The sequence below is a fragment of the Marinospirillum sp. genome (assembly GCF_044810985.1).
In the GTDB taxonomy this organism is placed as follows: Bacteria; Pseudomonadota; Gammaproteobacteria; order Pseudomonadales; family Halomonadaceae; genus Marinospirillum.
The window spans coordinates 837,635-860,022 of record NZ_CP085242.1 but is presented as its reverse complement, the minus strand read 5'-3'; the positions used below and the strand labels follow the sequence as shown (position 1 = coordinate 860,022).

Genomic DNA, 22,388 nt, shown 5'->3' with positions numbered 1-22,388 from the left:
GTCGTTTGCTTGGTGTCCAGCAGTTGTAGAAAAGCCTATAACGAGTTCACCTCCATTTCTGGAACAAAAAGATGGTTAAAACGGGCTTTCGGCATACGCTGTAACTGTTTTTGAGCGTCTTCATTTTCAAGTGCTGAGCGCAAGCTCGCAGCATCCTTCCAATAACTCATTTCGATCCATAGGCGTGATTCTCCACTTCCCTGGTTCAGCTCTGCTTTTATGAAGCCGGGCTGACTCGACATAATTTCTGCCATGCGCTCCCAGCCAGCTCTCAGTTGCTGTTGAGAGGTGCTTTTACAAAGCTGATATCCTTGTATAGAGACAACGGGTTGTCTGTCATTTTCAGCTTCAAGCTGTTGCGGGAGTTGGCGGTGTCCGGGCCCGGCACATCCTGCAAGAAAAAACAGCACCAGTGCGAGAGTAATGTATTTAACTAAAGGTAACGGCATCATTTTTTGATTCTCCCTGTTTTAAAAGAAGGGGTAGTAAAAATGTTAAGGTTCCGGCAATAAACACCGCGATGAGTGTTCCTGCAATAAACAGATCCCAGGTATAAGGACGTAAGACACCTAGCATGATGATGACCAGAACCAAGGGCAGATCCAGGTAGTGGGTGAAGCTTGGCAGGTTGCGTTTTTGCAGTTGTGTCCGCTCCGGGGTGAATTGGCCTGTCTGAAGTGATTTTTTGGCTTCCCTGTTGAGCTTCATAAAGGCCAGGCGTGTCACTGTATTGCCCTCAATAAACTCGAACAGGAAGAGGGTTACCATGCCAACAAGCCAGGGGTGTTCCAGAAAGCTGCTTCCATAATACAGGCCGATCAATAAACCGCCTGAAATCAATAGCAGCAGGGCACCGGGCAAGGTCAAACCATCGTAGAAGACACGGATGTAGCCTGCTGCCTCAGCAAAAGTGGTGACGTCATCGGCCTGCCTGGAGCGAACATCGGCAATCCAGACACCAAGAAGGCCGCTGGTCATCAGTACAGCACCGATGAGGTGCAACAGCGTTAAAAGTGAGTGGGTCATTTGTTGGCTCCTACTTTTGGAGTTCCTTGGTGCCGATTCATGCCATCACGGGCGTTCAGGCCCAGTAGCAGGAGGTTGGTTGCCCCGGCAATCAGTTCAAGCACCTGGACGCTGTAGAACCCTGTATCGAACATGCCAGCCTGGGCTTTCCAGGACAGGTAAATGGCAGCAGGAACCAGTACCAGCAAACCATTGAGGGCAATGAAAGGCATGCGGCGTTGCTTTTGCGCAAGAAGCGGATGCGTGCTGTTTTTACCCAGAGCAAAGCCACTGCCGCCAGTGATCATGAGCAGTGGAATTAGAATAAACAGTCCCCACACGATGCTTTGCTTGACCCAGATGACTGCCGGAACTGACAGAAAAAGCTCTGAGATGAGTGTGGACACCCAAAAAGTGGCGATGGTGAGCATGGCAAGAAGTCCGGCAAGAGCGTGAATGCGGACTAATATCATTCGAGATTTCATGATTGGGCTCCTTACTCAGTGGTTTCGTGCAGTTCGCTGATGCGGCTGAGCACTTTTAGGGTGGTGGCCAGCTCTTGGCTGGAAAATGCCTGGCCCACCTCTTTGGCATGCTGGTTCCAATCCGTTGCGACGCGCTGATACAGTGCTTGCCCTTTATCAGTCAGTTGATAAAAAGGTGAACGCTTGTGATAAGGGTTGGGTTGTTTTTGGGCGAGTTCTTCATCAAGCAGAAGGTTGAGCTGTTTTTGCGCACCCTGGCGAGTGACCCCCATATTGAAGGCAATCTGTGGCGCAGTAAGGGGGGCCGGGGACAGTGCCAGGGCACCCAGCATCTGCCAGCGGGCACTGGTGAGGCCAAAGGGAGCCGAAAAGTGGTCTCCCCAGGCGATCATTTGCCCGTTGGTGCGAAAGACCTGCAGGATTACGGCAGTGAAGTCGTCGGGTGGTGTGGTTGATCGATCGGACATAAAGCACTCCTGTAAACTGGTTGTCAATTGGTATCCAGTTTACAAGACGGAATCTGGTTGTCAATATACGTTGGCTGGAATTTAGTTCGGGGTATTTTTGTCAGCTTTCTGCCAGATAAGTAGCCGGTTGTTGGCGGGCAGGGCGTGATCTGCGCTTAGTTTGAAGCCCGCGGCAGAGGCGAGGGGTTCAAGGATGTCCAGATCTCGAATGCCCATACCTGGGTCTTGCTGGCGCAGGTGGTGATCAAAATTTTCATTGCTTTCACTGGTGTGTTGGCCGGAGTAGCGAAAGGGGCCATAGAGGCAGAAGTATCCCTGGGCAGGAAGGCGCTGGCCCAGACCGTGGAACATGGCTTCAACAGCAGGCCAAGGCATGATATGGGCTGTATTGGCAGAATAGGCTGCTTGCATTTCCAGTTCTGGCCATTTGGGTTCCAGTACATTCAGCACCCTGGGTTGCTGCAAATTATCAGCCCCGGCTGCTCGGGCTTCTTCTATCCAGAGTCGGCATCCCGGCAGGTAATGGGCTTGATCCGTTGGTTGCCAGCTGAGCCAGGGCAACCGGGGTGCAAAGTAAGCAGCATGCTGACCGGTGCCGGAGCCTATTTCCAGCACTCGCGCATTGGCGTGCGAGGACTCTGACAGCACCTCTTGTAGGACTGCCAGTATGGGGCCTTTGTTGTTTTCACAGGCCTGGGAATAGGGTTTTGAGACTTGCATACCAGGGATTATAGCAGTCTTTGGGGAGAGTGATGGATCGCTTCCATTGCACGAACAGGCGTTCGTATTGACGCACGTACTGAAAAGCGTACTATTTAATAGTGGTTGAATACGCAAGAGGTGCGACATGACCGGAATCACCGCAACTGAGGCGCGCAGTAACCTTTATCGGTTGATTGATGAAACTGCTGAATCTCACCAGCCTATCGTCATCATGGGTAAGCGGAACAAAGCTGTTTTGATATCCGAAGAAGACTGGTCGGCCATTCAGGAAACACTTTACCTGCTCTCCGTACCGGGAATGCGGGAGTCTATTCGTGAGGGAATGAACACTCCAGTGGATGAATGTGAAGAGGAGCTGAACTGGTGACATGGAAGTTGGTTTATACCAGGCAAGCCCAGAAGGATGCAAAGAAACTGGCTTCCAGTGGTCTCAAGCCAAAAGCCATGGAGTTGTTGGCCTTGATTGCAGAAGACCCCTACCGTAAACCGCCTCCGTTTGAGAAGCTCATCGGTGATCTTGCAGGAGCCTGTTCGCGCCGCATTAATTTTCAGCATCGTCTGGTCTACCAGGTGCTTGAGGACGAGCAGGTGATAAAAGTTCTCAGACTATGGAGCCATTACGAATAAGGCAAAGAGGTGAGCGTTTCAGTATTTAATAGGAGATTATTTATGAAAGGGAGCTGCTTGTGTGGAGCCATAGAATACAAGGTTTCTACACTGGATATGCCTATCATCTTTTGTCACTGCAAAACCTGCCGGAAAGCACATGCTGCGCCTTTTGCACCTACAGCAGGTGTTATGAGAGAAAATTTCCAGTGGTTGCGTGGTGAAAACAAACTTTCGAGCTTTGAATCCAGCCCCGGAAAGATTAGGCATTTTTGCTCGGTTTGCGGCACCCATTTAGTAGCCGAAAGGCCTGGTCAGCAACATATTATCCTCCGCGTCGCAACTTTGAATGAAGATCCAGGTGTAAGACCTGAAGCCCATATTTGGATGGATCACGATGCTGAATGGCTGGAGTATGAAGGTATCCCTACCCATCAAGAGTGGCAGCCATAATAAGTGACTATTGTATAAGGAGATAATTTTGAACGAGGCATGGGATCTGGCATCTGCTCTGGGGTACGCCCGGGTATTCGCAAATGTCGCTTGGCTATTGATGCGGCGGCCTGTTCGTTTATGGTGGCTTGTCATCACTGGGAGAACCAGAATTGGAATTAGCAAACGTAGTTCCTTGGGGCCGGTCTTTTGAAGAATACCAGGCCATGTTCGGGTTGTCGGAAGGTGATCTGAGCAAACGAATTCTGAGCTTGGGCAAGAGGTGAAACTTTGATGAATTCAGACAAAATACCCCTTACTGAGGAACAGATAAAATCATTACTGGGCTATGCGGTTCTCGCACCTTCTAGCCACAATACCCAGCCCTGGCGATTTGAGGTTACTGATGGGACGATTTCCATGTTTGCGGACAGAGCGCGAGCTTTGCCTGCCAACGATCCGCACGATAGAGAGCTCACCATAAGCTGTGGCTGCGCTTTGATGAACCTGCGCTCGGCGGCGGCTCGTGAAGGGTTAGGTGTGACTGTTGATCTTGCGCCTGATGCCAGTGACGATGATCTGCTGGCTGTGATCTCCTTTAAGCAGGCTGAATATCCAGCCAGGGACGATGCCGAATTATTCAAATCTATCAAGGGTCGTCGAACCTATCGAAAATGTTTTGCAGCCAGGGATGTACCGACTCCAATTCTTGATTTATTGAGAGGGGCTGCAGCACAAGAAGGTGCCTGGTTGGAAGTGATTGAATCAGAGGAGGCTCGTCAGAGAGCTGCTGAGCTTGTTTCAGAGGGTGATTCGATTCAGTGGTCAAGCCCCGATTGGCGAAGGGAGCTTGCTGCATGGATGCATCCTCGCCGGAGTGGAGATGGCCTTACGGTGCCTGGAGTGATTGCGCCCATCGCACAAATGGTTGTTCGAACTTTTGATATGGGGAAAAGGATTGGCGCGAAGGATAGGCAGCTGGCTGATGAATCCCCGGTACTCGCTGTCCTGGGCACCTCTGGCGATCACCTTGCAGATTGGTTGGTCGCTGGTCAAGCGTTGGAAAAGGTCTTGTTATCTGCACATTCACAGGGGCTCCAAGCCTCTTATTTAAATCAACCGATCCAGGTTGCCCCACTGCGCCCCAAACTCCAAAACCTAATGAGCAAATCAGGATTTCCACAAATCCTGCTCAGGCTGGGATTTGCGGACGATGATATTGATGCGTCACCACGCCGTCACCTTATTTGATCCAGGGCATTGAAATACTGGTTGTTCATGTCAGAGTCAATTTTTTGGCTTAACCTTATTTGATCCAGGGCATTGAAATACTGGTTGTTCATGTCAGAGTCAATTTTTTGGCTTAATCTTTCCAAAAAACAGGGGAAAGTTGATGAAAATAATCAGGGTTATATTCTTTGCTGGGGTTCTGGCTTTAATGGGATGTACATCGATACCGCCAGAGGCTCCTGAACTGTCCGTTGAACTTGGAAAGCGTATTTCTGCAATTGAAGACTCCAACATTATACTTCTGAATCGATTTTTTGATCAGAAACGTAAAGAGGTTGACCGCTTTATTGAAGATGAGTGGGTTCCCGAGTTTGCGAATCAGTTCTTTTCCAATGATGCTATTGCAAATGCCTGGGATACCCTTGTCCGGGAAAATGACAAAAAGCAAAGGTTAATGTTTCTGGTTAAAGTTGGCCCCAGGTTACAAAAAAAGATAAACGAAAAAAGGCTGGAGCTGATACAGCCACTGGATGAACTTGAAAGGCAGATAGAGAGAAAAATCAGGGAGGAATACACTCAGGTAAGAGCAATGAATAGCAGCATTACCAGCTTTCTGGTTTCTGCATCTGAAGTGAGTGAAAATAGAAACCGTTACCTGGAAATGGCTGGCGCTACTGATAAAAGCATGGGCCAGCTGATTGATAAAACGGATGCTGCTGTGACGAATCTTCTGGGCAAGGCTGGAGATGCAGAGAACAAAGCAGTTCGTGCCGAGGAGTTTTTGGGCAAGGTACGTGAGATCAGAGATTCAATTTAGTCATAAAGGAGAAATAAAATGCCAGTGAATTGGGATGAGTTTGATAGTGATATTGATTCAATAGTTGATGAGTCAGCCAACAAAACCGACGAGCGATTGGCGTCACGTATTTCGTCGCTTACGCGAATGACTGATGATGAGGTTCAGGAGTTGTTTCCCGAGCCAAGCGATGTGAAAAAGCTGAAAGATTTAATGAAAATTGTTAAATCATCGGAAGATCGTAATAAAAAAATCAGCAATATCGTATCCAATAGTGAAGAATTTGGCGGTATCGTTCTGACTTTATTGCAAAAATTTGTTTAGTACTACCTGATTAACCACTTGATAAGGAGTAGTCAGTGTCCACTTATTTCAATGCCCCAGACCTTTTGAAGTCTCCTCCGGTTTTCCGTGCAGCCTATTCGGATCGAACAGCCTGGATAATGGCTGAGCTTTCTCGGCTGGTGTATGAGCCACTACCTCAGGAAGTCTCAATTACCAGGCTGGTGAGTGAAATCAAGGAGGTAGTGGCCTCCGATTCGGCAGAGAGCACCGTAACGGTTCTTCTTCGTAAAGCTTTACAAGCAGAGCAGGGTAGTAGCAATGAAGTTGCCTCCCTGCTTGAGGAAGCGGGTTTTGAGTTTCTTGAAAGTTTTGACCAGGGTGGAACGGAAGCTTTTTTAGCCCGTTTGCAGAAAACTGAGCATTTCGACGGTATGCTTATTCTTGTGTTCCGTGGTACCCAGCCAGGAGTTTCTGATGTTCTCACTGATATCAAAGCTGACTTGGTGGCGGCTCCAGGCGGAGGAAGAGCACATCGTGGTTTTCTGGAGGCCTTTGAAAGGGTAAAGGAGCCTGTTCAGAGTGCTTTAAAGAATTATGAAGGCTTGCCCGTTTATATTACTGGTCATTCCCTGGGTGGTGCACTCGCAATTCTGGCTATTCGCTACCTGGAGAAGAACAGTCAGGGAGCCTGCTACACTTTTGGTGGTCCCAGGGTGGGAGATGATGACCTGTTTAAAGGAATCAAAACCCCGGTTTACCGTGTGGTGAATGCTGCTGACGGAGTTCCCAGAGTGCCTTTCGGCTTTGGTTTGAAGTTGGTTCTGGGCGTGTTTCGCTTTATTCCAGTCAATGGAACCTTGGCTATTTCCGAGTTTTTGCGCAAGAAGTTTATTGGCTACACACACTATGGTTATCTGGTGTTTCTGAGTGGGGCAGCCAATACCCCTGGCAAAGACGGGATTTCTTTTCAGAAACTGAAGGTCTGGAAAAGTCCAAATTTTTTCCGAAATGCTACGCTGGTGATCGCTCGGTTGTTGCAGACTGGAGGCAAAGCTTCTTTTCAGGATCATGGCAGCCGTGAATATGCCGAGAAACTAAAAGCCTATGCATTGAGGCGAAATCTATAGTGAGCGAGCATTAGTCTTTTTGAAAGGCGCTTGAGGACGAGCAGGTGATTGCTCTGGGGTACGCTGGGGTTCTCGCAAATGTCGCTTGGCTGTTGATGCGGCGGCCTGTTCGTTTATGGTGGCTTGTCATCACTGGGAGAACCAGAATTGAAGTTAGCAAACGTCGTTCCTTGGGGCCGGTCCTTTGAAGAATACCAGGCCATGTTTGAGTTGTCGGAAGATGATTTGAGCAAACGAATTCTTGGCTGTGGTGATGGCCCGGCGAGTTTCAATGCGCAGGCAACAAGATGGGGGTGCCAGGTGACCTCTTGCGATCCGGTGTATCAGTTCGGGGCGGAGGAGATACGTCGCCGGATTGATGAAGTCTACCCGGATATCATGGCTAAGATGAAGCAGGGGGCAGACAGCTATATCTGGGATTCCCTGGGTAGCGTTGAAGAGCTTGGCAAGGTTCGGATGGCAGCCATGTCGATGTTTCTTTCTGACTTTGATGCCGGTAGTCGCCAGGGGCGGTATATGCCCGCTTCCTTGCCTACATTGCCTTTCCCGGATTCCAGTTTCGATTTGGCCCTCTGTTCGCATTACCTTTTTCTCTACAGCGAGCAAGTCGATGAGGAAACCCATTTGGCCTCAATGCGAGAGCTGTGCAGGGTTGCTTCCGAGGTGCGTGTCTTTCCGGTTATCTCACTGGATGGGAAGACTTCAAAACATTTGGATGCTGTTATGACGGCACTGTCTGCTGATGGTGTTGATGTCTTCTTACAGCCTGTCAGCTACCGTTTTCAAAAAGGGGCTACGCAAATGCTGGTGGCTACCAAAACCAGCACCTTGCCCCACGGTGATGATTTAGGTGTCCCACGGCATAGGTGATTGACGAAAGATCCAGAAATCTATCTTTGCTTCAGGCCGCAACCACCGATACTGGAATGCCATTGAACACGGCATTGCCGGACAGGACATCGACGACCTGATCATCGGTGATGTCGTTGACGTTGATGCCGGGGTTGCTTTGGGCGACGCGCAGGCTGATGCCTTCGCGGTCATGTCCCCAGCCGTGTGGTAGGCAGACAACGCCGGGCATGATGTCGTCACTGACCTGTACGCTGACCATCAGTTCGCCCGTGCGTGATTTGATCCGAGCCGGTTTGCTGTGAGCAAGACCCAGGCGTTCAGCATCGGCGGGGTTGATCAGCAGGGCGCAGCGGTTATTGCCTTTGACCAGACGTTGGCTGTTGTGCATCCAGGAGTTGTTGGTGCGCAGGTCACGGCGTCCAATCAGCATCAGTTCATTATTTTCAGTTCCGCGCAGCTCATCCAGCGCTCGATCCAGATCGGCGACCAGTTCCGGTGGCGTCAGGTGCAGCTTTTTATCCGGCGTAAACAAGTAGCTGGGGAAGGACTCGCGCATCGGCCCGAGATCCAGGCCATGCGGGTAACGCTTGAGCACTTCGACGCTCAGCGGTTCTTCACGCCTCACCGGCTCGCCACTATTGTACTCATTGAAGCCTTCAGCATAAGGGCCGGTTTTCAGGCCGTGGTCGAGAATCTGTTCGGGGGTTGGCATTTTGCGCCGTGGCGCGGCATCCGGTTTTTTTAGTGCCATGATGCGCTCGGCCAGGCCTTGTACTAGATCCCAGTCACTGCGGGTGCCTTCCGGTGCTTCAAATACCGGGTCGCTGAAACGTGCCAGATTACGCACCGCCAGCATATTGAAGACGATGTCGTATTGTTCATGTTCCAACGGCCCGGTGGGCGGCAGGATGATGTCGGCATGGCGTGAAGTTTCATTCAGGTAGAAATCAATCGAGACCATGAATTCAAGCTGCTCCAGCGCTTCGTCCATCTGTCGGCCATTCGGGGTGGACAGCACCGGGTTGCCAGCCAGGCAGACAAAACCACGCACCTGACCTTCTCCGGGGGTGAGCATTTCTTCAGCAAGGGTCGCGGCGGGGAAGTAGCGGTCGAACTCAGGCAGGCCGCGCACACGGCTCTGGTAGGTATTGAAGCTGCCCATCGGGCGACTCTGTGCCTTGTTGAAGGCAGGGGTGGTGAACATCATGCCACCGGGGCTGTCGAGATTGCCGGTTAGAATGTTCAGTACCAGCATCAGCCAGTGATTGAGTGCGCTATAGCTCTGGGTGGAGATGCCCATACGGCCGTAGCAGACGGCGCATTTGGCGGTGGCAAAGTCTTCGGCAATGCGTTTGATGTCGCTGACCGCAATGCCGCAATGGGCACTGATCTGTTCCAGTGACAGGCCATCAAACAAGGGTTCCAGGGCATCCCAGTTATCCGCCAGTTCGCGTAAGCGACCAGGTTTGGTCAGGTTTTTGTCGAGTAGATGGTGGATCAGGCCAAGCAGGAAAAAGGCATCGGTGCCGGGTCGAATGAATAGATGCTGATCGACATAGCGTGCCGATTCAGTGCGGCGCGGATCAACCAGCACGACCTTGCCTCCGCGTTCGCGAATCCGCTCCAGGCGTTTGAGAATGTCACCTGCGGTCATCAGACTGCCGTTGGAGGCGGCTGGATTGGCACCCAGCATCAGCATGTACTGGGTGCGGTCGATATCCGGGATGGTGAACAACTGGCCATGGCCGAACATCAGATAAGACACCAACTGGTGCGGCATCTGATCAAGCGAGGCTGCCGAGGTGATATTGCGGGTGTCGATCGACTTGCGCAGCCCACCGGAAGCCATCATCAGTCCCAGGTTGTGCGAAGAAGGGTTGCCCCAGTAAGCGGCAATGGAATCGTTGCCATGCTGCTTCTGGATGTCCACAATCCTGGCTGCGACCTTGTCCAGCGCGCTGTCCCAGTCGATTGGCAGCCATTCGCCGTTGATCTTTTCCAGCGGTGTGCGCAGGCGGTCTGGATCGGTATGCAGGTCTTGCAGGGCATAACCTTTCGGGCAGATGTGGCCTTCGCTGTGTGGATCATCCGGGTCACCCTTGATCGATAAAATCTGCTCACCTTGGGTTTCGATCACCACACCACACATGGCTTCGCACAGGGTGCAGGCCCGGAAATGGGTTTTCACCGGCAACTGAGCTTGTTCAGCTTCACGGGCGCGGGCATCGCGGATCACTGCCAGCATTTCTTCGATATTGACAATCTTGCGACGTGTGCGGCCTTCGGCATGACCACGAGTCTGTTCATGTTGATCCAGCAAGCGCCAGTCAGCCAGGCTGACGGTATCAAGCTGACGAGCTTTCAGCAGGGTATCGATTTCGTCGTCGGCCAGGTTGGGTAAGCTGTCACCCAGATCATCCAGCAGGCGCTGCACACTTTCCGTGGCGCACTGGCGGTTGCTGCCAATCACACCGCTGGCACCGCGCTTGATCCAACCGGCAACATAGTCGCGGTTATCTGAGTTGCCGCTGATGCGGCCTTGTTCATGCTGAATAACCCCGCGTCCGGCATCAAAGGGCAGCTCATCAATGGCTGAACCCTGATAACCAATAGCATGCACGACCAGAGTGGCGGGTATATCCAAGGTCTGGTCAGAAGGGCGGGCAATCATCTGGCCCTGGTCATTACGGACCAGTTCGGTACGCTGGGCATGCACGCTGCTGACCTGGCCCTTATCGGTGCTGAAGCGGGTCGGGCTGGTATAGAACATAAAACGAATGCGTTTGCCTTCCCTTTGGGGGCGGGCGGCGATTTCATGCAGCAGGTTGAGGTTCTGGCGTGCTTCGGCAAATTCAGGTTGTTCCAGTTGGTGCTGGGTGGCGGCATCCAGTTTCAGATCGGCTGGATCAACCAATAGCTGCAAGCCGGGAATGGCCATCAACTGTTCCAGTTCTTTTGGGGTAAACGCAGCCTGGGCCGGGCCACGGCGAGCCAGCAAGCGTACTTCTTCGATGCCACTTTCAGCCAGGGCCTGCAGGGCATCATCGGCGATATCGGTTTTCGCCAGTTGTGTGTGCGGTAACACCAGCAGGCGGGCGATATCCAGTGCGACGTTGCCGATACCGATGATGACTGCGGTGGGGCCGGACAAGGTCGGGGCCAGGGCGGCTTCATCCGGGTGGCCGTTATACCAGCCCACAAAATTTGATGAGCCGAAGATGTTGCCGCTATCCGCGCCCGGCAAGGTCAACGGGCGGCTCTGGGAGCCACCGGTGGCGTAGATAACGCCATGATAGTGCTGGCGCAGGTCAGCGCTGGAGAGGTCGCGGCCAACTTGTACGTTGCCGAAGAAACGGAAATTCTGTGATTCGGCAATGCGCTCGAAACCGGTAGTAACCGACTTGATGCGAGGATGGTCAGGCGCAACACCGTAGCGCACCAGGCCAAAAGGTGTCGGCAGGCGTTCGAACATGTCGATACGAGCGGCAGGCATTTGCTTCATCAACGCCTCGGCAGCATAAAAGCCACTGGGGCCGGAACCGACAATGGCAAAACGGCCTGGTAACTGCGCTAACGGACTGGCGGCATGCTGGCCAGCCTGAATGCTTTCACGAATGATTGGGTGGGTTTTGGCTCCCTCGGCGTTCAGAGTAATAAAGTTTTGCTGATCCTCTGGCACCATGGACTGCGGGAAAATAGCTCCCTCAGGGCAGGTTGAGACGCAGGCGTTGCAATCAATACAGACGTCCGGATCAATAAACAGCATCTCAGGTGCTTCCCGGAACGCCTCGACTGGACAGACATCAACGCAATTGGTGTGTTTGTTGCCAATACAACTTTGAGTGACTACGTAGGCCATGATTGACTCCGGGCAGGGACAGTAAAAGCCAATATTCTATGTCCGTGTCTGGATGGGTGTATTGGCAGCAAATGCCTGATTGACATTTTGTGCCAGTGTCACGATAGTGCCTGTCATGAGTAAAAACGGTTATATACCCTCTGGCTTTATCGAAACGCTGCAGAACTACGTGCGCGAACGTGAACTGCCTGCGGCTGAGTTGCTGGACGAAATGGGCGTGGAACTGGAATCGCCCAGCGTGTCGGTGCAGCGATTCTATGAGTTGCTGGAGTTGGTCCGGCAATTGGACCCGGTCAAGGCGCTGGGTTTGCGTCTGGGGCTATCTGGCCAGCCGAAGCATTTTGGCGTGGTGGGTTATATGGTGTCGTCCTGCGGTACGCTGGGACAGGCACTGGCGCGATACCATCGTTATCAGGGTTTGCTGCGAGGTGGTCTGGCTTCGCGCACCTGGCTGAAGGATGATGTGCTTTATATGCGCTGGACTGCGGCGAGCACGCCGCTGGCCTGCGAGTTCAGCCTGGCGGTGTTTGTCAGCTTGTGTCAGGCTTTGATCAGCCGACCGGTCACGCCTTTGCGTGCGGGGTTGCCTTTCCCCAAACCACCCGATGTAAGCGTATATCAGGCATTGCTTGGATGCCCGATCGACTTTGATCGCAGAGCCATCGAGCTTGCTATTCCTGCCCACCTGCTGGCGCTGCCGATTTCCAGCAAAGATCCTTATCTGTTACGTCTGCTGGAACAACAGTCTCAGGCACTGCTTAATCAGCAGCCACAGTTTGATGGCGGAGAAGTGGGGCCGTTTTTCTCCCGCGTTCAGGAGCAGATTGTCGAATCGATGAAAAATGGCGATGTCAGTGCCGAAGCCGTTGCCTTGGCGCTGGACTGCTCCCTGCGCACTTTTTATCGGCAACTGCGCAGTGCCGGATACAGTTATCGTGGTTTGCTGGCGCATACCCGACACACTCTGGCCAGGCAGTACCTGGCTGACCCGGCGCAGACACAAACTGATGTGGCCTTTTTACTGGGATACTCCGAACAGAGTTCATTTATCCGCGCTTTTCGTAGCTGGACTGGCATGACTCCGGGGGAATACCGCACCCACCTGATGCAGAACCGCAAGGGTGCACGCCTACACAGAAGTGAATAAACATTTTCGTTCACAATCAAGGGGGCATTTTGTTGCCTGAACTGAAAACCGTCAGCCTCTTTCTTGTCACTGCCTTGGCAGAAATTGTGGGTTGTTATTTGCCTTACCTCTGGCTTCGTGAGGGCAAGAGTATCTGGCTTTTGGTGCCGGGTATGCTGAGTCTTGTAGCCTTCGCATGGTTGTTGTCATTGCATCCCACTGCTGCAGGCAGGGTTTATGCCGCATATGGTGGGGTGTATATTTTCATGGCAATCCTTTGGTTGTGGGCCGTCGATGGGATACGCCCAACCGCCTGGGATCTGGTTGGCTCAAGCGTTGCACTGGTGGGAATGGCAATCATCATGTTTGCACCGCGCACCAGTTAGCCTGTTTTTTGACAAGTCTAATCTGATACAGGATGAGCCTGTGAACCTGGAGCTGGGGCCAAGACAACGTGAGACCATTGCCGCTGCACTGACTCTGGGGGACGTGCTGGTGCTTTTGGTGGCTTCGTGGTGTTCTGGCGACTTTTGAAAAAGAAGTATATTACGCAGGTGGTGTAAGGAGGCCTTTATGAGCTATCAGCTGAGAAACGAAGAAACAATACAGAAAAATATTCAACGCCTGGCCCGAGAGCAGCTGGATAAGGCCATCGACGACATAGATGATTCTGGGCTTGATGCCAGTCAGTCAATTCATCAGGTACGCAAAAGGTGCAAGAAGTTGCGGGCTTTGCTGCGCTTGGTGCGCCCGGCGTTGGGGAAAACTTATCAGCAAGAGAATGCCTGCTTTCGTGATACTGCCCGCAGGCTGGGGGTTTTCAGGGATAAACAATCACTGGTGGAAGTTCTTGAGCGTTTGCAGGCTTCGCTGGACAATAGCGAGCGCCACCGGTTTGATCAGGTTTTGGGTAAACTGCGCGCAAGGCGCGATGCCGCCGCCGGAACCGCTCAACAAGACCCCCATGCTCTGCTGGCCGAGGCTCGAAAATCGCTGCAAAAAGCTCACCAGCGGGTGGCTCTTTGGGAGCTGGATAGCGAAGGCTTTCCAGCGGTGAAAAAAGGCTTTAAAAAAACTTATCGGCGGGGTCGCAAAGCTCTTGAATCAGCCTTCAAGACAGAAAATGCCAGCGACTTCCATGAATGGCGCAAACGGGTCAAGTACCACACTCACCACCTGGATTTATTGAAGCCCCTGTGGCCTCCTATCCTCCGTGCCTGGCGCAAGGAGACCAAAACCCTCGCTGATCTCCTGGGTGATGATCATGATTTGGCGCTACTCGACAGGCTGCTGGAATCCAAGAAAGAGGAGTTGGCGAAAGAGTCCACACGTAAAGACTTACAAAAGCTGATCCTGTGTGAGCAGCAGCGTTTGCGTGCTCAGGCCTGGACGATCGGGCAACGGCTTTATGCGGAAACCCCCGGAGCCTTGACCCGGCGATGGAAGAGCTATTGGCAGACATGGACTTGATGCGCAAATAATATGCGCATATTATGAGCGTATCGTTCCGCACGAGGATTGAATCATGCAAGCCGTTGAAGTTACGAAATCCACCCGAAAGCCAACGAACCTATCGCTGGATAGCGCACTTCTCAAAGAGGCAAAAAGCCTGGGTATCAATGTCTCACGGTCCGCAGAGGCGGGGATCGCGGAGGCCGTGAAATCACATAAACAGGCGAAGTGGCTGAAAGAAAATGCGAAAGCTATGGCAAGCTCGAATGCCTACGTTGAAGCTAACGGCTTGCCTCTCGCACAGTACCGTCAGTTCTGATGGCCCGTTTCGATTTCTTTGAAAATGAGGGTGGAGCTGGCTATCTGCTGGACGTTCAATCAGACCTTCTCAGCGGCTTGAACACCCGCGTTGTTGTGCCACTGTTGCCCAAACCCTCTGCGCCGTTCCCTGCCCAGCGACTGAATCCTGTATTTAGCATTGAGGGTCAGGAGTTGGTAATGGCCACTCAGTTCATGGCTGCTGTACCCGAAGGCGAATTGCGTTCTGGCGTTGGTAGCCTTACTGAGCAGCAGGATGAAATCTCCGCAGCGTTAGATATGCTGTTTCTGGGCTTTTAACAGCTTGCCGCCTGCCCCCTCAAAAAACTTTTCAGTAGTGTTATTCAGTTGCTTTGAATATTAGCAGTTTCTTGGTGTTTCATAGCTATTTCCCTGCATTTTGTATAGGATTGGCTGTACTGTACGCACATTAACTGTCACTCAAGGGTGGCTTTTGTGAGTCATTTTGGTTACATCTTTTGCATAAGGATATGATTACATTAGGGAGTACTGCTGAGTGACAGCAAAACGAACCGCTGCCGATAATAAGCAGGTTCAGCGCAAGACCACAACAATAAAAAAACGAGCGAGCGAGTCACAAAGCAAGCCTGAAGCAGGGGCTGCGACAGGTAAACGCCCTTATATTGTCGGTATTGGATCTTCTGCCGGTGGACTTGAAGCACTGACTAATCTGATTCGTGCCTTGCCCACGGACCTGGGTGCCACTTATGTGGTGATTCAGCATCTATCGCCTACCCATCGCAGTATGATGGTGCAGTTGCTGGGGCGGGAAACGGCCATGGCGGTACTGGAGGTTGAGGACGGTGCCTTTCCTCAGGCTGACACCATCTATGTGACGCCCCCCAGCCATAATATTGTCTTGAAAGAAGGCCGCTTTTCGCTGATTGAAGGTCCGCGCAAGACTCTGCCCCGTCCTTCCGTGAATACCTTTTTTTCCTCACTGGCTAGTTGCAAGGGCGAGGATGCCATCTGTGTGGTTCTTTCCGGCACTGGCTCGGATGGTGCTGCCGGGCTGCGAGAGGTCAAGGCCGCCGGTGGGTTCACCTTTGCTCAGGAACCCGATTCAGCCAAATATTCCAGCATGCCCCAGTCTGCGATGGACACCGGTTGTGTCGATGCCGTGTTACCGCCGGAATCAATTGCCACCGAGATTGCCATGATCACACGTACTCATGGTGCTGTCTCCCTGAACCCCAAACCGGCCACGGCAGCAACTTCCCTGAAAAAGCTGTTGATGAATGTTAATGGCCAACTAAACTGACCCGCTTCTGGCCATTAATTTTGACCCACCCCCAAGGTGGCTTTGGCCACCAAAACCAGTACCTTCCCTCAACGATGATGATTAAGGGGAAGGGTTTTGAAGGAGTGGGTTGTGATTCATAAAATCAAAGCACTACACGACAACGGCCAGGGTCTTTCCGTCCGAGCCATCAGTAAGCAGTTGTCCATCTCTCGCAATACCGTTCGCAAGTATCTGCGTCTATCGGAAGAAGCCATTCAAGGTCAGCAATCAGACCCCAGTCGCAGCAAAAAGCTGGATGATTACCGCAGTTATCTGGTGTACCTACTGGGTGAGTTCCCCAAGCTGAGTGCGGTGAAGGTTGCTCGTAAGCTGCGTACTAAATATGGCTCCATCCCTGCATCTGATCGAAGTTTGCGCCGTTATATTCAACAGCTGCGCCAGGAAGTGGCTGTAGCTCAGGTTCGCTACTTTGAACCCATTATTGATGATGTGGCCGGTGTTCAATGTCAGGTTGATCCCGGCGAGCTGCGAGGCGTTCGGGTCGGTGATCAGGAGGTCACCCTTCACTTTGTTGTCTTCGTGCTCTCTTTCTCGCGTCTGATGTATGTGGGCCTGAGCTTCCAGCCCCTTGATACCCAGGCCTTTATTCAACTGCATGATGAAGCCTTCCGGTATTTTGGCGGCATCACCGAAGAGTGTGTTTATGACCAGACCAAGCTGGTGGTGATCAAGGAGCAATACCGGGAAATCGAGGCCAACCAGCGCTTTTACCAGTATGCCACCACCGCAGGCTTTAGAATCCATGCCTGTGAAGGCTATGACCCCCAGAGCAAGGGCAAGGTGGAAGCTGGGGTCAAATACGTCAAGCAGGACTGCTTTTATGGCGAACACTTCACCTGTCAACAAGCCGTGAGAGACCATCTGCAAAACTGGCTGGATGAAGTGGCCAACCGTCGTGAGCATGGCACCACCGGCCAGATCCCCCACACCGTTTTTATGGCCGAAGAACGAACTCAGCTGAAGCCTTACCTGGCCCCCAGCAGTCTTCGTCAGCCTTCGGCGATTGAAACTCGTCGTGCGGATAAAACCGGTCTGATCAGCTACCAAGCCAATAAATACTCCGTGCCTCTGGCCTGGCAGCAATCTCAGGTCGGTGTAATGCAGCAGGAAGGCCGTCTGGTCATTACCGACCTAAACACTGGTGAGACCCTGGCCGAACATACCCTGTGCCTGGAAAAGGGGCGCATCATCAAGAACAACAACCACTACCGGGACAGGGAAGCTCGGGTGGCGCAGCTGGAGACCGAAATCAGTCAAATGCTGGGAAAGGCTCTGGGTCAGACACTCTGCCAGCAGATCAGGCGCTCAGAGCCTAGAGTCGTCAAGGATCAGCTGGTTGCCCTGAAATCCATCCTGGCTCACCTGGAGCCGGAAGATCGAAAGCTGCTTGTGCAGCTGGCCGAGCGGCCCGGCATTACCGCTGGCAAGATCAAACGCTACCTGGAGGCGGAACGTCAGGCGCGGAGCAAAGGGCGTTATCCAGATCACGGTCTGCCAGAGGCTACTTCGGCCAACCATGTAGACCTCTCGGCTTACCAGCGACTTGGCCAGTCCAGTGGCCAGGAGGTGACCCATGGGGCAGCTTGAACAAACCCGCGCCCGCTGCAAAAGCCTGAGGCTGACCTGGATGGCTCAACAGCTCCCTCAGCTGCTCGGTGAAGCTGAAAGTAATGACTGGTCTTATCTACAGTGTATCGACCACCTGATGGGCTATGAGCTGAAAGAACGCGATCAAAAACGCATCCAGCGTCACTTCAAACAAGCTCACTTCCCGATGGAAAAGCGCCTGGATGACTTCGACTATCGTCACCAGACCACCATCAATAAACGCCAGATCAGTGCGCTGCTGGACTTCAACTTCCTGGATCAGCGCCAGAACCTGGTGTTCATCGGGCCACCGGGAGTGGGCAAAACCCACCTGGCCATTGGCCTGGGCTACAAAGCCATCGAAGCCGGTTACAAGGTGCTGTTCAAAACGGCCATGACCCTGGTGGAAGAGCTGGAACTGGCTGAAAAACGCGGTGAACTGAAAAAGCGGATCAGCCTGCTGGCCAAAAACGACCTGCTGATCATTGATGAGCTGGGATACCTGCCCATGAGCCGCCAGTCCCGCTATAACCTCTTCCAACTGGTCAACAGCCTGTATGAGTACCGCTCCATCATCCTGACCACCAACAAGGACTTCACCGACTGGGGAGAGTTCTTCCATAACGACAATGTGGCCATACCCATCGTAGACCGGATTATCCATCACTCACACATCTTCATGCTGGGAGGAGAAAGCTATCGACTGAAAGAAAAGTTAACCAACTAACGCACCAGGTGGGTCAATTTTATTGGCCAAAGGTGGGTCAAAATAAATGGCCATTGACAATGAAGGTCAAGCAGCATACCCGTATTGATTTTGGTGGCTACAAGGAAGGCACGGTGATTCGGCGCATTGAGCGTCGTCTTGCGGCGCGTCGGGTGAGCAGTCTGGAAGATTATCTGGTTTTGGTCGAGAGTGATACGGATGAGCTGGACAAGCTGTGCAAGGATATCCTGATTTCAGTCACCGCATTTTTCCGTGATCGTGAAGGCTTTGAGGTGTTGCGGGCCTCCTTGAAAGCCATGCTGCAGGAAAAACAACCAGGCGATGAAATTCGCCTGTGGGTGGCTGGCTGCGCAACAGGGGAGGAGGCCTACACCCTGGCGATCCTGCTTGCCGAACTCCTGGGACCCAATCTGGTGCATTACCGCATCCAGATTTTTGCCACTGATATCGACATGAATGCTCTGGCCATTGCGCGGCGTGGTTCTTATAACGAGAGTGTGCTCTGTGATATGAGCGAAGAGCTGCTGCAGCGTTATTTCACCCGCTCCACGGGCAACCACTTCGAGGTTTCACGTACCCTGCGTGAAATGGTGGTGGTGGCACGTCAGGATATTATTCAGGATCCCCCTTTCCTGCGTCTTGATCTGGTCAGTTGCCGTAATGTGTTGATCTATCTGAATTCGGAGCTTCAGGCCAAGGTGATGTCCACCTTCCATTATGGACTGAAAGCGGGAGGGCTGCTGTTTCTCGGTAAGTCGGAAGGGATCTTCCAACAGGAAAGCCTGTTTGCTCCAGCCGATAAGTCCGCTCACCTGTTCCGTCGTCAGGCAGGTGAGGGGCGACTGATGTCCACCAGCTTCCGTCTTCCCGAAGTGCGTGATCAGAGTCCGAATATTTCCCGCACCTCGGACAGCGAGCAGCGTTTGCTGGATGTTGCGATCAAACAGTATGTTCCGCCTGCAGTTTTGATCAATTCCAGCTATGAGATTCAGCATATCCACGGCGATGTGTCTGCCTATCTGGGGATCAGTGCGGGTAGACCCAGCACCAACCTGCAGCAGCTGATCAAGCAGGAATTTCGTACCGACCTGCAGTTATTGATCCATCAGGTGGAACGCAAGCTTGAAGTGGTTCATGCCCGACCCCGCAGGATCAAAGGGCCGGATGGGACGATCCATGCCCGCATGGCGGCACACCCGCTGGAGCCCGGTGTCACCAATACCTTCTTTCTGGTTTGTTTTGAGGAGGTGCCTGAACCTCAGACACCGGATCTGGAATCCGCACCTTCTCATGATGTCGAGGAAGGTCGCGATGTCAAAGTGCTTGAGGATGAGCTGACCATTACCCGTGAACGTCTGCAAACCGTGATCGAGGAGCTGGAAACCTCGAATCAGGAAATGCAGGCGCTGAATGAGGAAGTTCAGGCGGCCAATGAGGAATTGCAATCGTCCAATGAAGAGCTGGAGTCCTCCAACGAGGAACTGCAATCCACCAACGAAGAGTTGACCACGGTTAATGATGAGTTGCAGCTGCGTACGGCTGAGTTGGCTGAGGCCTTGAATGATCTGGAAAAAATCCAGAATAGTGTCGGCTTCCCGATTCTGGTTTGTAATACCGAGATGGAACTGACGCGCTTTAACAGCCCTGCTGCGGATATCTTCTCGCTGGTGGGCAAGTCGATCGGTCAGGCTATTCCGGTTCTGCGTTTGCCTCAAGGCATGCAGGATTTCTCGGCATGGGTCCATCAGGCGATTGATGAAAACGTCACCATTGAAGAGCCGGTTTACACCAACGATCGCCACTATGTGTTACACATTGCTCCCTATGAGCAGACTATGCAGCCCGGCGCGCGCGGGGCCATTATTGCCCTGATGGATCAAACCGAGCAGATGAATCAGGAACGGGAGATCCGCGAGAGCCGTCAGCGTTTGATGGCGATCATGAGTAACTCCACTACCATCATCACCCTCAAGGATCTGGCGGGTCGCTATGAATTTGTTAACGCCCAGTTTGAGAAGGTGTTTGGTCTGAAAAGCAGTGATGTGATCGGGAAAACCGATGCGCAGTTCTTTCCTGATGATGTTTCGGAAACATTGCGCAGCCGGGAACTGGATGTTGCGCGCAAGGCTGTGCCCATAGAATCAGAGGATGTGATTGATTTCCTTGAAGGTGAGCGTTACCTGATGTCGATGCGCTTTCCGCTGTTTGATGCCGATGGGGTCGTTCAGAGCATCTGTACCCAGGCCATTGATGTCACCTCACGCAAGCATGCCGAGGAGCAGTTGCGCCTGGCTGCGCGGGTTTTTGACCGTGCCGGGGAGGGGATTGTCGTCACCGATACGTCACAGAATATCCTGACGGTGAATGATGCCTTCACCAAGGTGACCGGCTATCAGGCTGCTGAGGTTATCGGCCATACACCGGCGATCCTCAGCTCCGGTCAGCATGGTGAAGAGTTTTATCAGAACATGTGGGATACCCTGGAAGGGCAGGGCTGGTGGCAGGGCGAGATCAGCAACAAACGGAAAAACGGTGAGATTTATCCCGAATGGCTGACCGTGAATACGGTGCACGATACTGAAGGCAAGATCATCAATTACGTGGGCATCTTCAGTGATATCTCCGTGGTGAAGGATTCTCAGCGCCGCATTGAATTTCTTGCCACCCACGATGAATTAACCTCCCTGCCCAATCGCGGCCTCTTCCTTGACCGTGTGCAGCACATGGTCGTCAAGGCACGTCGTCAGAAAGACATTTGTGCGGCGGTTTTCTTTGTTGATCTGGATAACTTCAAGGTGATCAATGACTCGCTCGGCCATCAGGTCGGGGATGAACTGCTCAAGGAAGTCGCCGTTCGTTTACGCGATTGTGTACGGGGTGCCGATACGGTGGCGCGTTTTGGCGGCGATGAGTTTGCCCTGTTGCTGGAAGGTGCCAACGCAACAGAAGCGGAGATAACCGCCGGGCGTATTGCCACGGCCTTATCCAGCCCCACCTCCTTGTCAGGGCAGACTATCCATATCAGTGCCAGCATCGGGATCAGCCTGTTTCCTGGAGATGGCGAGGATGCCGATACCCTGCTTAAGCATGCCGATGGAGCCATGTATAAAGCCAAGGATGTCGGTAAATGCACTCATTATTTCTTCACCAACGATCTGAAAAAATCGGCTGATGAACGCCTGCAACTGGGTAATGGTCTGCGTCAGGCCATCGAGAAGGATGAACTCTTCCTGATGTATCAGCCGCAGTTGTCACTGGCTGACGGCAAGCTGGTGGGTGTCGAAGCCCTGTTGCGCTGGCATCACCCGGAACTGGGCTTGATTCCTCCTGACAAGTTTATCCCCCTGGCGGAACAGACCGGCCTGATCGATTCGGTGGGTGAATGGGTGGCTGATGCTGCTTGCGCTCAGGTGGCCGCCTGGCGGGAGCAGGGGTACTCGATACCGCGTGTGTCCATCAATGTATCTGCCGAGCAGTTCCGCCGTTGTGACATCGCGCAATCCATTGAAAATCTGCTGGAGAAATACCAACTGGCCCCTGAACTGCTGGTCATTGAGCTGACGGAAACCGCTCTGATGGTTGATCCCGAACAGGCACAGAAGATTCTGCGAAGGTTGAAGGATATGGGGCTGCTGGTGAGTATTGATGACTTTGGCACCGGCTATTCTTCTCTGGCACAACTGCGCCGTTTCTCCATTGATGAGCTCAAGATAGACCGTGTCTTTGTCAAGGAAGTGGCATCCTGCAAGGATGACAAGGCCATTGCCCGAACGATTATGGCGATGGCGGATTCTCTGAACCTCTCAGTGGTGGCCGAAGGGATTGAGACTCAGGAACAGTGTGATGTGCTGCATGAACTGGGATGCCAGACCGGGCAGGGTTATTTGTTTGCAAGGCCAGTCAGTGCCGATGCAATCATGCAAGGTTACCCCCTGGCACTGGAGTAACAAGCGCCTCACTGATGCAGGCTTATGTCAGAAAGCCGGT

General features: G+C 52.6%; 23 protein-coding genes. 17 read left to right on the top strand and 6 right to left on the bottom strand.

What is annotated here, in order from left to right:
* Positions 1-35: 35 nt before the first annotated feature.
* The 5 genes from LG323_RS04145 to LG323_RS04125 all read right to left on the bottom strand — a co-directional run bounded on the left by LG323_RS04145 (position 36) and on the right by LG323_RS04125 (position 2,677).
* Complete coding sequence (locus tag LG323_RS04145; RefSeq protein WP_404419297.1) at positions 36-452, bottom strand: antibiotic biosynthesis monooxygenase family protein; 417 nt, start codon at positions 450-452, stop codon at positions 36-38.
* Positions 430-1,026 (bottom strand): DUF2269 family protein, encoded by a 597-nt coding sequence (locus LG323_RS04140; RefSeq protein WP_404419296.1) that lies wholly within the window; start codon positions 1,024-1,026, stop codon positions 430-432. The genes LG323_RS04145 and LG323_RS04140 overlap by 23 nt, the downstream gene beginning before the upstream one ends.
* The gene (locus LG323_RS04135) at positions 1,023-1,490 is read right to left on the bottom strand and encodes a hypothetical protein (RefSeq protein WP_404419294.1); all 468 of its coding nucleotides are present in this window, start codon (positions 1,488-1,490) and stop codon (positions 1,023-1,025) included. Before LG323_RS04135 ends, LG323_RS04140 begins: the two co-directional genes overlap by 4 nt.
* Before the next feature lie 11 nt (positions 1,491-1,501).
* A complete protein-coding gene (locus LG323_RS04130) occupies positions 1,502-1,957 on the bottom strand; it encodes a MarR family winged helix-turn-helix transcriptional regulator (protein WP_404419292.1) in 456 nt (151 codons plus the stop codon).
* Positions 1,958-2,038: 81 nt separating this feature from the next.
* Positions 2,039-2,677, bottom strand: a complete 639-nt coding sequence (locus LG323_RS04125; protein ID WP_404419290.1) for a DUF938 domain-containing protein — start codon at positions 2,675-2,677, stop codon at positions 2,039-2,041.
* 127 nt (positions 2,678-2,804) lie between these two features.
* Here LG323_RS04125 and LG323_RS04120 point away from each other — a divergent pair, with 127 nt between their 5' ends.
* The 8 genes from LG323_RS04120 (at position 2,805) to LG323_RS04085 (ending at position 8,026) form a co-directional block, all read left to right on the top strand.
* Entirely contained in the window at positions 2,805-3,047 is a 243-nt protein-coding gene (locus LG323_RS04120; RefSeq protein WP_310698032.1) for a type II toxin-antitoxin system Phd/YefM family antitoxin, read from the top strand.
* The gene (locus LG323_RS04115; protein WP_404419288.1) at positions 3,044-3,307 is read left to right on the top strand and encodes a Txe/YoeB family addiction module toxin; all 264 of its coding nucleotides are present in this window, start codon (positions 3,044-3,046) and stop codon (positions 3,305-3,307) included. The genes LG323_RS04120 and LG323_RS04115 overlap by 4 nt, the downstream gene beginning before the upstream one ends.
* A 42-nt stretch (positions 3,308-3,349) precedes the next feature.
* The gene (locus LG323_RS04110; RefSeq protein WP_404419286.1) at positions 3,350-3,739 is read left to right on the top strand and encodes a GFA family protein; all 390 of its coding nucleotides are present in this window, start codon (positions 3,350-3,352) and stop codon (positions 3,737-3,739) included.
* Between the two features lie 273 nt (positions 3,740-4,012).
* On the top strand, positions 4,013-4,969 hold the full coding sequence (locus LG323_RS04105; protein WP_404419284.1) for an Acg family FMN-binding oxidoreductase: 957 nt from the start codon (positions 4,013-4,015) through the stop codon (positions 4,967-4,969).
* 142 nt (positions 4,970-5,111) lie between these two features.
* Entirely contained in the window at positions 5,112-5,765 is a 654-nt protein-coding gene (locus LG323_RS04100; protein WP_404419282.1) for a hypothetical protein, read from the top strand.
* 18 nt (positions 5,766-5,783) lie between these two features.
* A complete protein-coding gene (locus LG323_RS04095) occupies positions 5,784-6,068 on the top strand; it encodes a hypothetical protein (RefSeq protein ID WP_404419280.1) in 285 nt (94 codons plus the stop codon).
* Between the two features lie 35 nt (positions 6,069-6,103).
* The gene (locus LG323_RS04090) at positions 6,104-7,156 is read left to right on the top strand and encodes a lipase family protein (protein WP_404419278.1); all 1,053 of its coding nucleotides are present in this window, start codon (positions 6,104-6,106) and stop codon (positions 7,154-7,156) included.
* A 147-nt stretch (positions 7,157-7,303) separates the two neighbouring features.
* Positions 7,304-8,026: a class I SAM-dependent methyltransferase gene (locus LG323_RS04085; protein ID WP_404419276.1), complete on the top strand. Its 723-nt coding sequence runs from the start codon at positions 7,304-7,306 to the stop codon at positions 8,024-8,026.
* A gap of 31 nt (positions 8,027-8,057) precedes the next feature.
* On the opposite strand, the gene LG323_RS04080 is transcribed toward LG323_RS04085, so the two are convergent.
* Entirely contained in the window at positions 8,058-11,867 is a 3,810-nt protein-coding gene (locus LG323_RS04080) for a molybdopterin-dependent oxidoreductase (RefSeq protein ID WP_404419274.1), read from the bottom strand.
* Positions 11,868-11,982: 115 nt separating this feature from the next.
* Here LG323_RS04080 and LG323_RS04075 point away from each other — a divergent pair, with 115 nt between their 5' ends.
* The 9 genes from LG323_RS04075 to LG323_RS04035 all read left to right on the top strand — a co-directional run bounded on the left by LG323_RS04075 (position 11,983) and on the right by LG323_RS04035 (position 22,348).
* A complete protein-coding gene (locus LG323_RS04075; protein ID WP_404419272.1) occupies positions 11,983-13,014 on the top strand; it encodes an AraC family transcriptional regulator in 1,032 nt (343 codons plus the stop codon).
* A gap of 32 nt (positions 13,015-13,046) precedes the next feature.
* Positions 13,047-13,379, top strand: coding sequence for a YnfA family protein (locus LG323_RS04070; RefSeq protein WP_404420108.1), 333 nt, complete (start codon positions 13,047-13,049; stop codon positions 13,377-13,379).
* A gap of 187 nt (positions 13,380-13,566) precedes the next feature.
* The gene (locus LG323_RS04065) at positions 13,567-14,463 is read left to right on the top strand and encodes a CHAD domain-containing protein (protein WP_404419271.1); all 897 of its coding nucleotides are present in this window, start codon (positions 13,567-13,569) and stop codon (positions 14,461-14,463) included.
* A gap of 55 nt (positions 14,464-14,518) precedes the next feature.
* The gene (locus LG323_RS04060) at positions 14,519-14,764 is read left to right on the top strand and encodes a type II toxin-antitoxin system CcdA family antitoxin (RefSeq protein ID WP_404419269.1); all 246 of its coding nucleotides are present in this window, start codon (positions 14,519-14,521) and stop codon (positions 14,762-14,764) included.
* Positions 14,764-15,063, top strand: a complete 300-nt coding sequence (locus LG323_RS04055) for a CcdB family protein (protein WP_404419267.1) — start codon at positions 14,764-14,766, stop codon at positions 15,061-15,063. The genes LG323_RS04060 and LG323_RS04055 overlap by 1 nt, the downstream gene beginning before the upstream one ends.
* A 217-nt stretch (positions 15,064-15,280) precedes the next feature.
* Entirely contained in the window at positions 15,281-16,045 is a 765-nt protein-coding gene (locus LG323_RS04050; protein ID WP_404419265.1) for a chemotaxis protein CheB, read from the top strand.
* A gap of 111 nt (positions 16,046-16,156) precedes the next feature.
* Positions 16,157-17,674: an IS21 family transposase gene (gene istA, locus LG323_RS04045; RefSeq protein WP_404416226.1), complete on the top strand. Its 1,518-nt coding sequence runs from the start codon at positions 16,157-16,159 to the stop codon at positions 17,672-17,674.
* Positions 17,661-18,401, top strand: coding sequence for an IS21-like element helper ATPase IstB (gene istB, locus LG323_RS04040; RefSeq protein ID WP_114418945.1), 741 nt, complete (start codon positions 17,661-17,663; stop codon positions 18,399-18,401). The genes istA and istB overlap by 14 nt, the downstream gene beginning before the upstream one ends.
* A gap of 59 nt (positions 18,402-18,460) precedes the next feature.
* Positions 18,461-22,348, top strand: coding sequence for an EAL domain-containing protein (locus LG323_RS04035; RefSeq protein ID WP_404419263.1), 3,888 nt, complete (start codon positions 18,461-18,463; stop codon positions 22,346-22,348).
* Positions 22,349-22,388 lie beyond the last annotated feature (40 nt).

Coding starts and splice junctions, on each gene's coding strand:
- LG323_RS04145 (WP_404419297.1), bottom strand. CDS start 452: ATGATGCCGTTACCTTTAGTTAAATACATTACTCTCGCACTGGTGCTG.
- LG323_RS04140 (WP_404419296.1), bottom strand. CDS start 1,026: ATGACCCACTCACTTTTAACGCTGTTGCACCTCATCGGTGCTGTACTG.
- LG323_RS04135 (WP_404419294.1), bottom strand. CDS start 1,490: ATGAAATCTCGAATGATATTAGTCCGCATTCACGCTCTTGCCGGACTT.
- LG323_RS04130 (WP_404419292.1), bottom strand. CDS start 1,957: ATGTCCGATCGATCAACCACACCACCCGACGACTTCACTGCCGTAATC.
- LG323_RS04125 (WP_404419290.1), bottom strand. CDS start 2,677: ATGCAAGTCTCAAAACCCTATTCCCAGGCCTGTGAAAACAACAAAGGC.
- LG323_RS04120 (WP_310698032.1), top strand. CDS start 2,805: ATGACCGGAATCACCGCAACTGAGGCGCGCAGTAACCTTTATCGGTTG.
- LG323_RS04110 (WP_404419286.1), top strand. CDS start 3,350: ATGAAAGGGAGCTGCTTGTGTGGAGCCATAGAATACAAGGTTTCTACA.
- LG323_RS04105 (WP_404419284.1), top strand. CDS start 4,013: ATGAATTCAGACAAAATACCCCTTACTGAGGAACAGATAAAATCATTA.
- LG323_RS04100 (WP_404419282.1), top strand. CDS start 5,112: ATGAAAATAATCAGGGTTATATTCTTTGCTGGGGTTCTGGCTTTAATG.
- LG323_RS04095 (WP_404419280.1), top strand. CDS start 5,784: ATGCCAGTGAATTGGGATGAGTTTGATAGTGATATTGATTCAATAGTT.
- LG323_RS04080 (WP_404419274.1), bottom strand. CDS start 11,867: ATGGCCTACGTAGTCACTCAAAGTTGTATTGGCAACAAACACACCAAT.
- LG323_RS04075 (WP_404419272.1), top strand. CDS start 11,983: ATGAGTAAAAACGGTTATATACCCTCTGGCTTTATCGAAACGCTGCAG.
- LG323_RS04065 (WP_404419271.1), top strand. CDS start 13,567: ATGAGCTATCAGCTGAGAAACGAAGAAACAATACAGAAAAATATTCAA.
- LG323_RS04060 (WP_404419269.1), top strand. CDS start 14,519: ATGCAAGCCGTTGAAGTTACGAAATCCACCCGAAAGCCAACGAACCTA.
- LG323_RS04055 (WP_404419267.1), top strand. CDS start 14,764: ATGGCCCGTTTCGATTTCTTTGAAAATGAGGGTGGAGCTGGCTATCTG.
- istB (WP_114418945.1), top strand. CDS start 17,661: ATGGGGCAGCTTGAACAAACCCGCGCCCGCTGCAAAAGCCTGAGGCTG.
- LG323_RS04035 (WP_404419263.1), top strand. CDS start 18,461: ATGAAGGTCAAGCAGCATACCCGTATTGATTTTGGTGGCTACAAGGAA.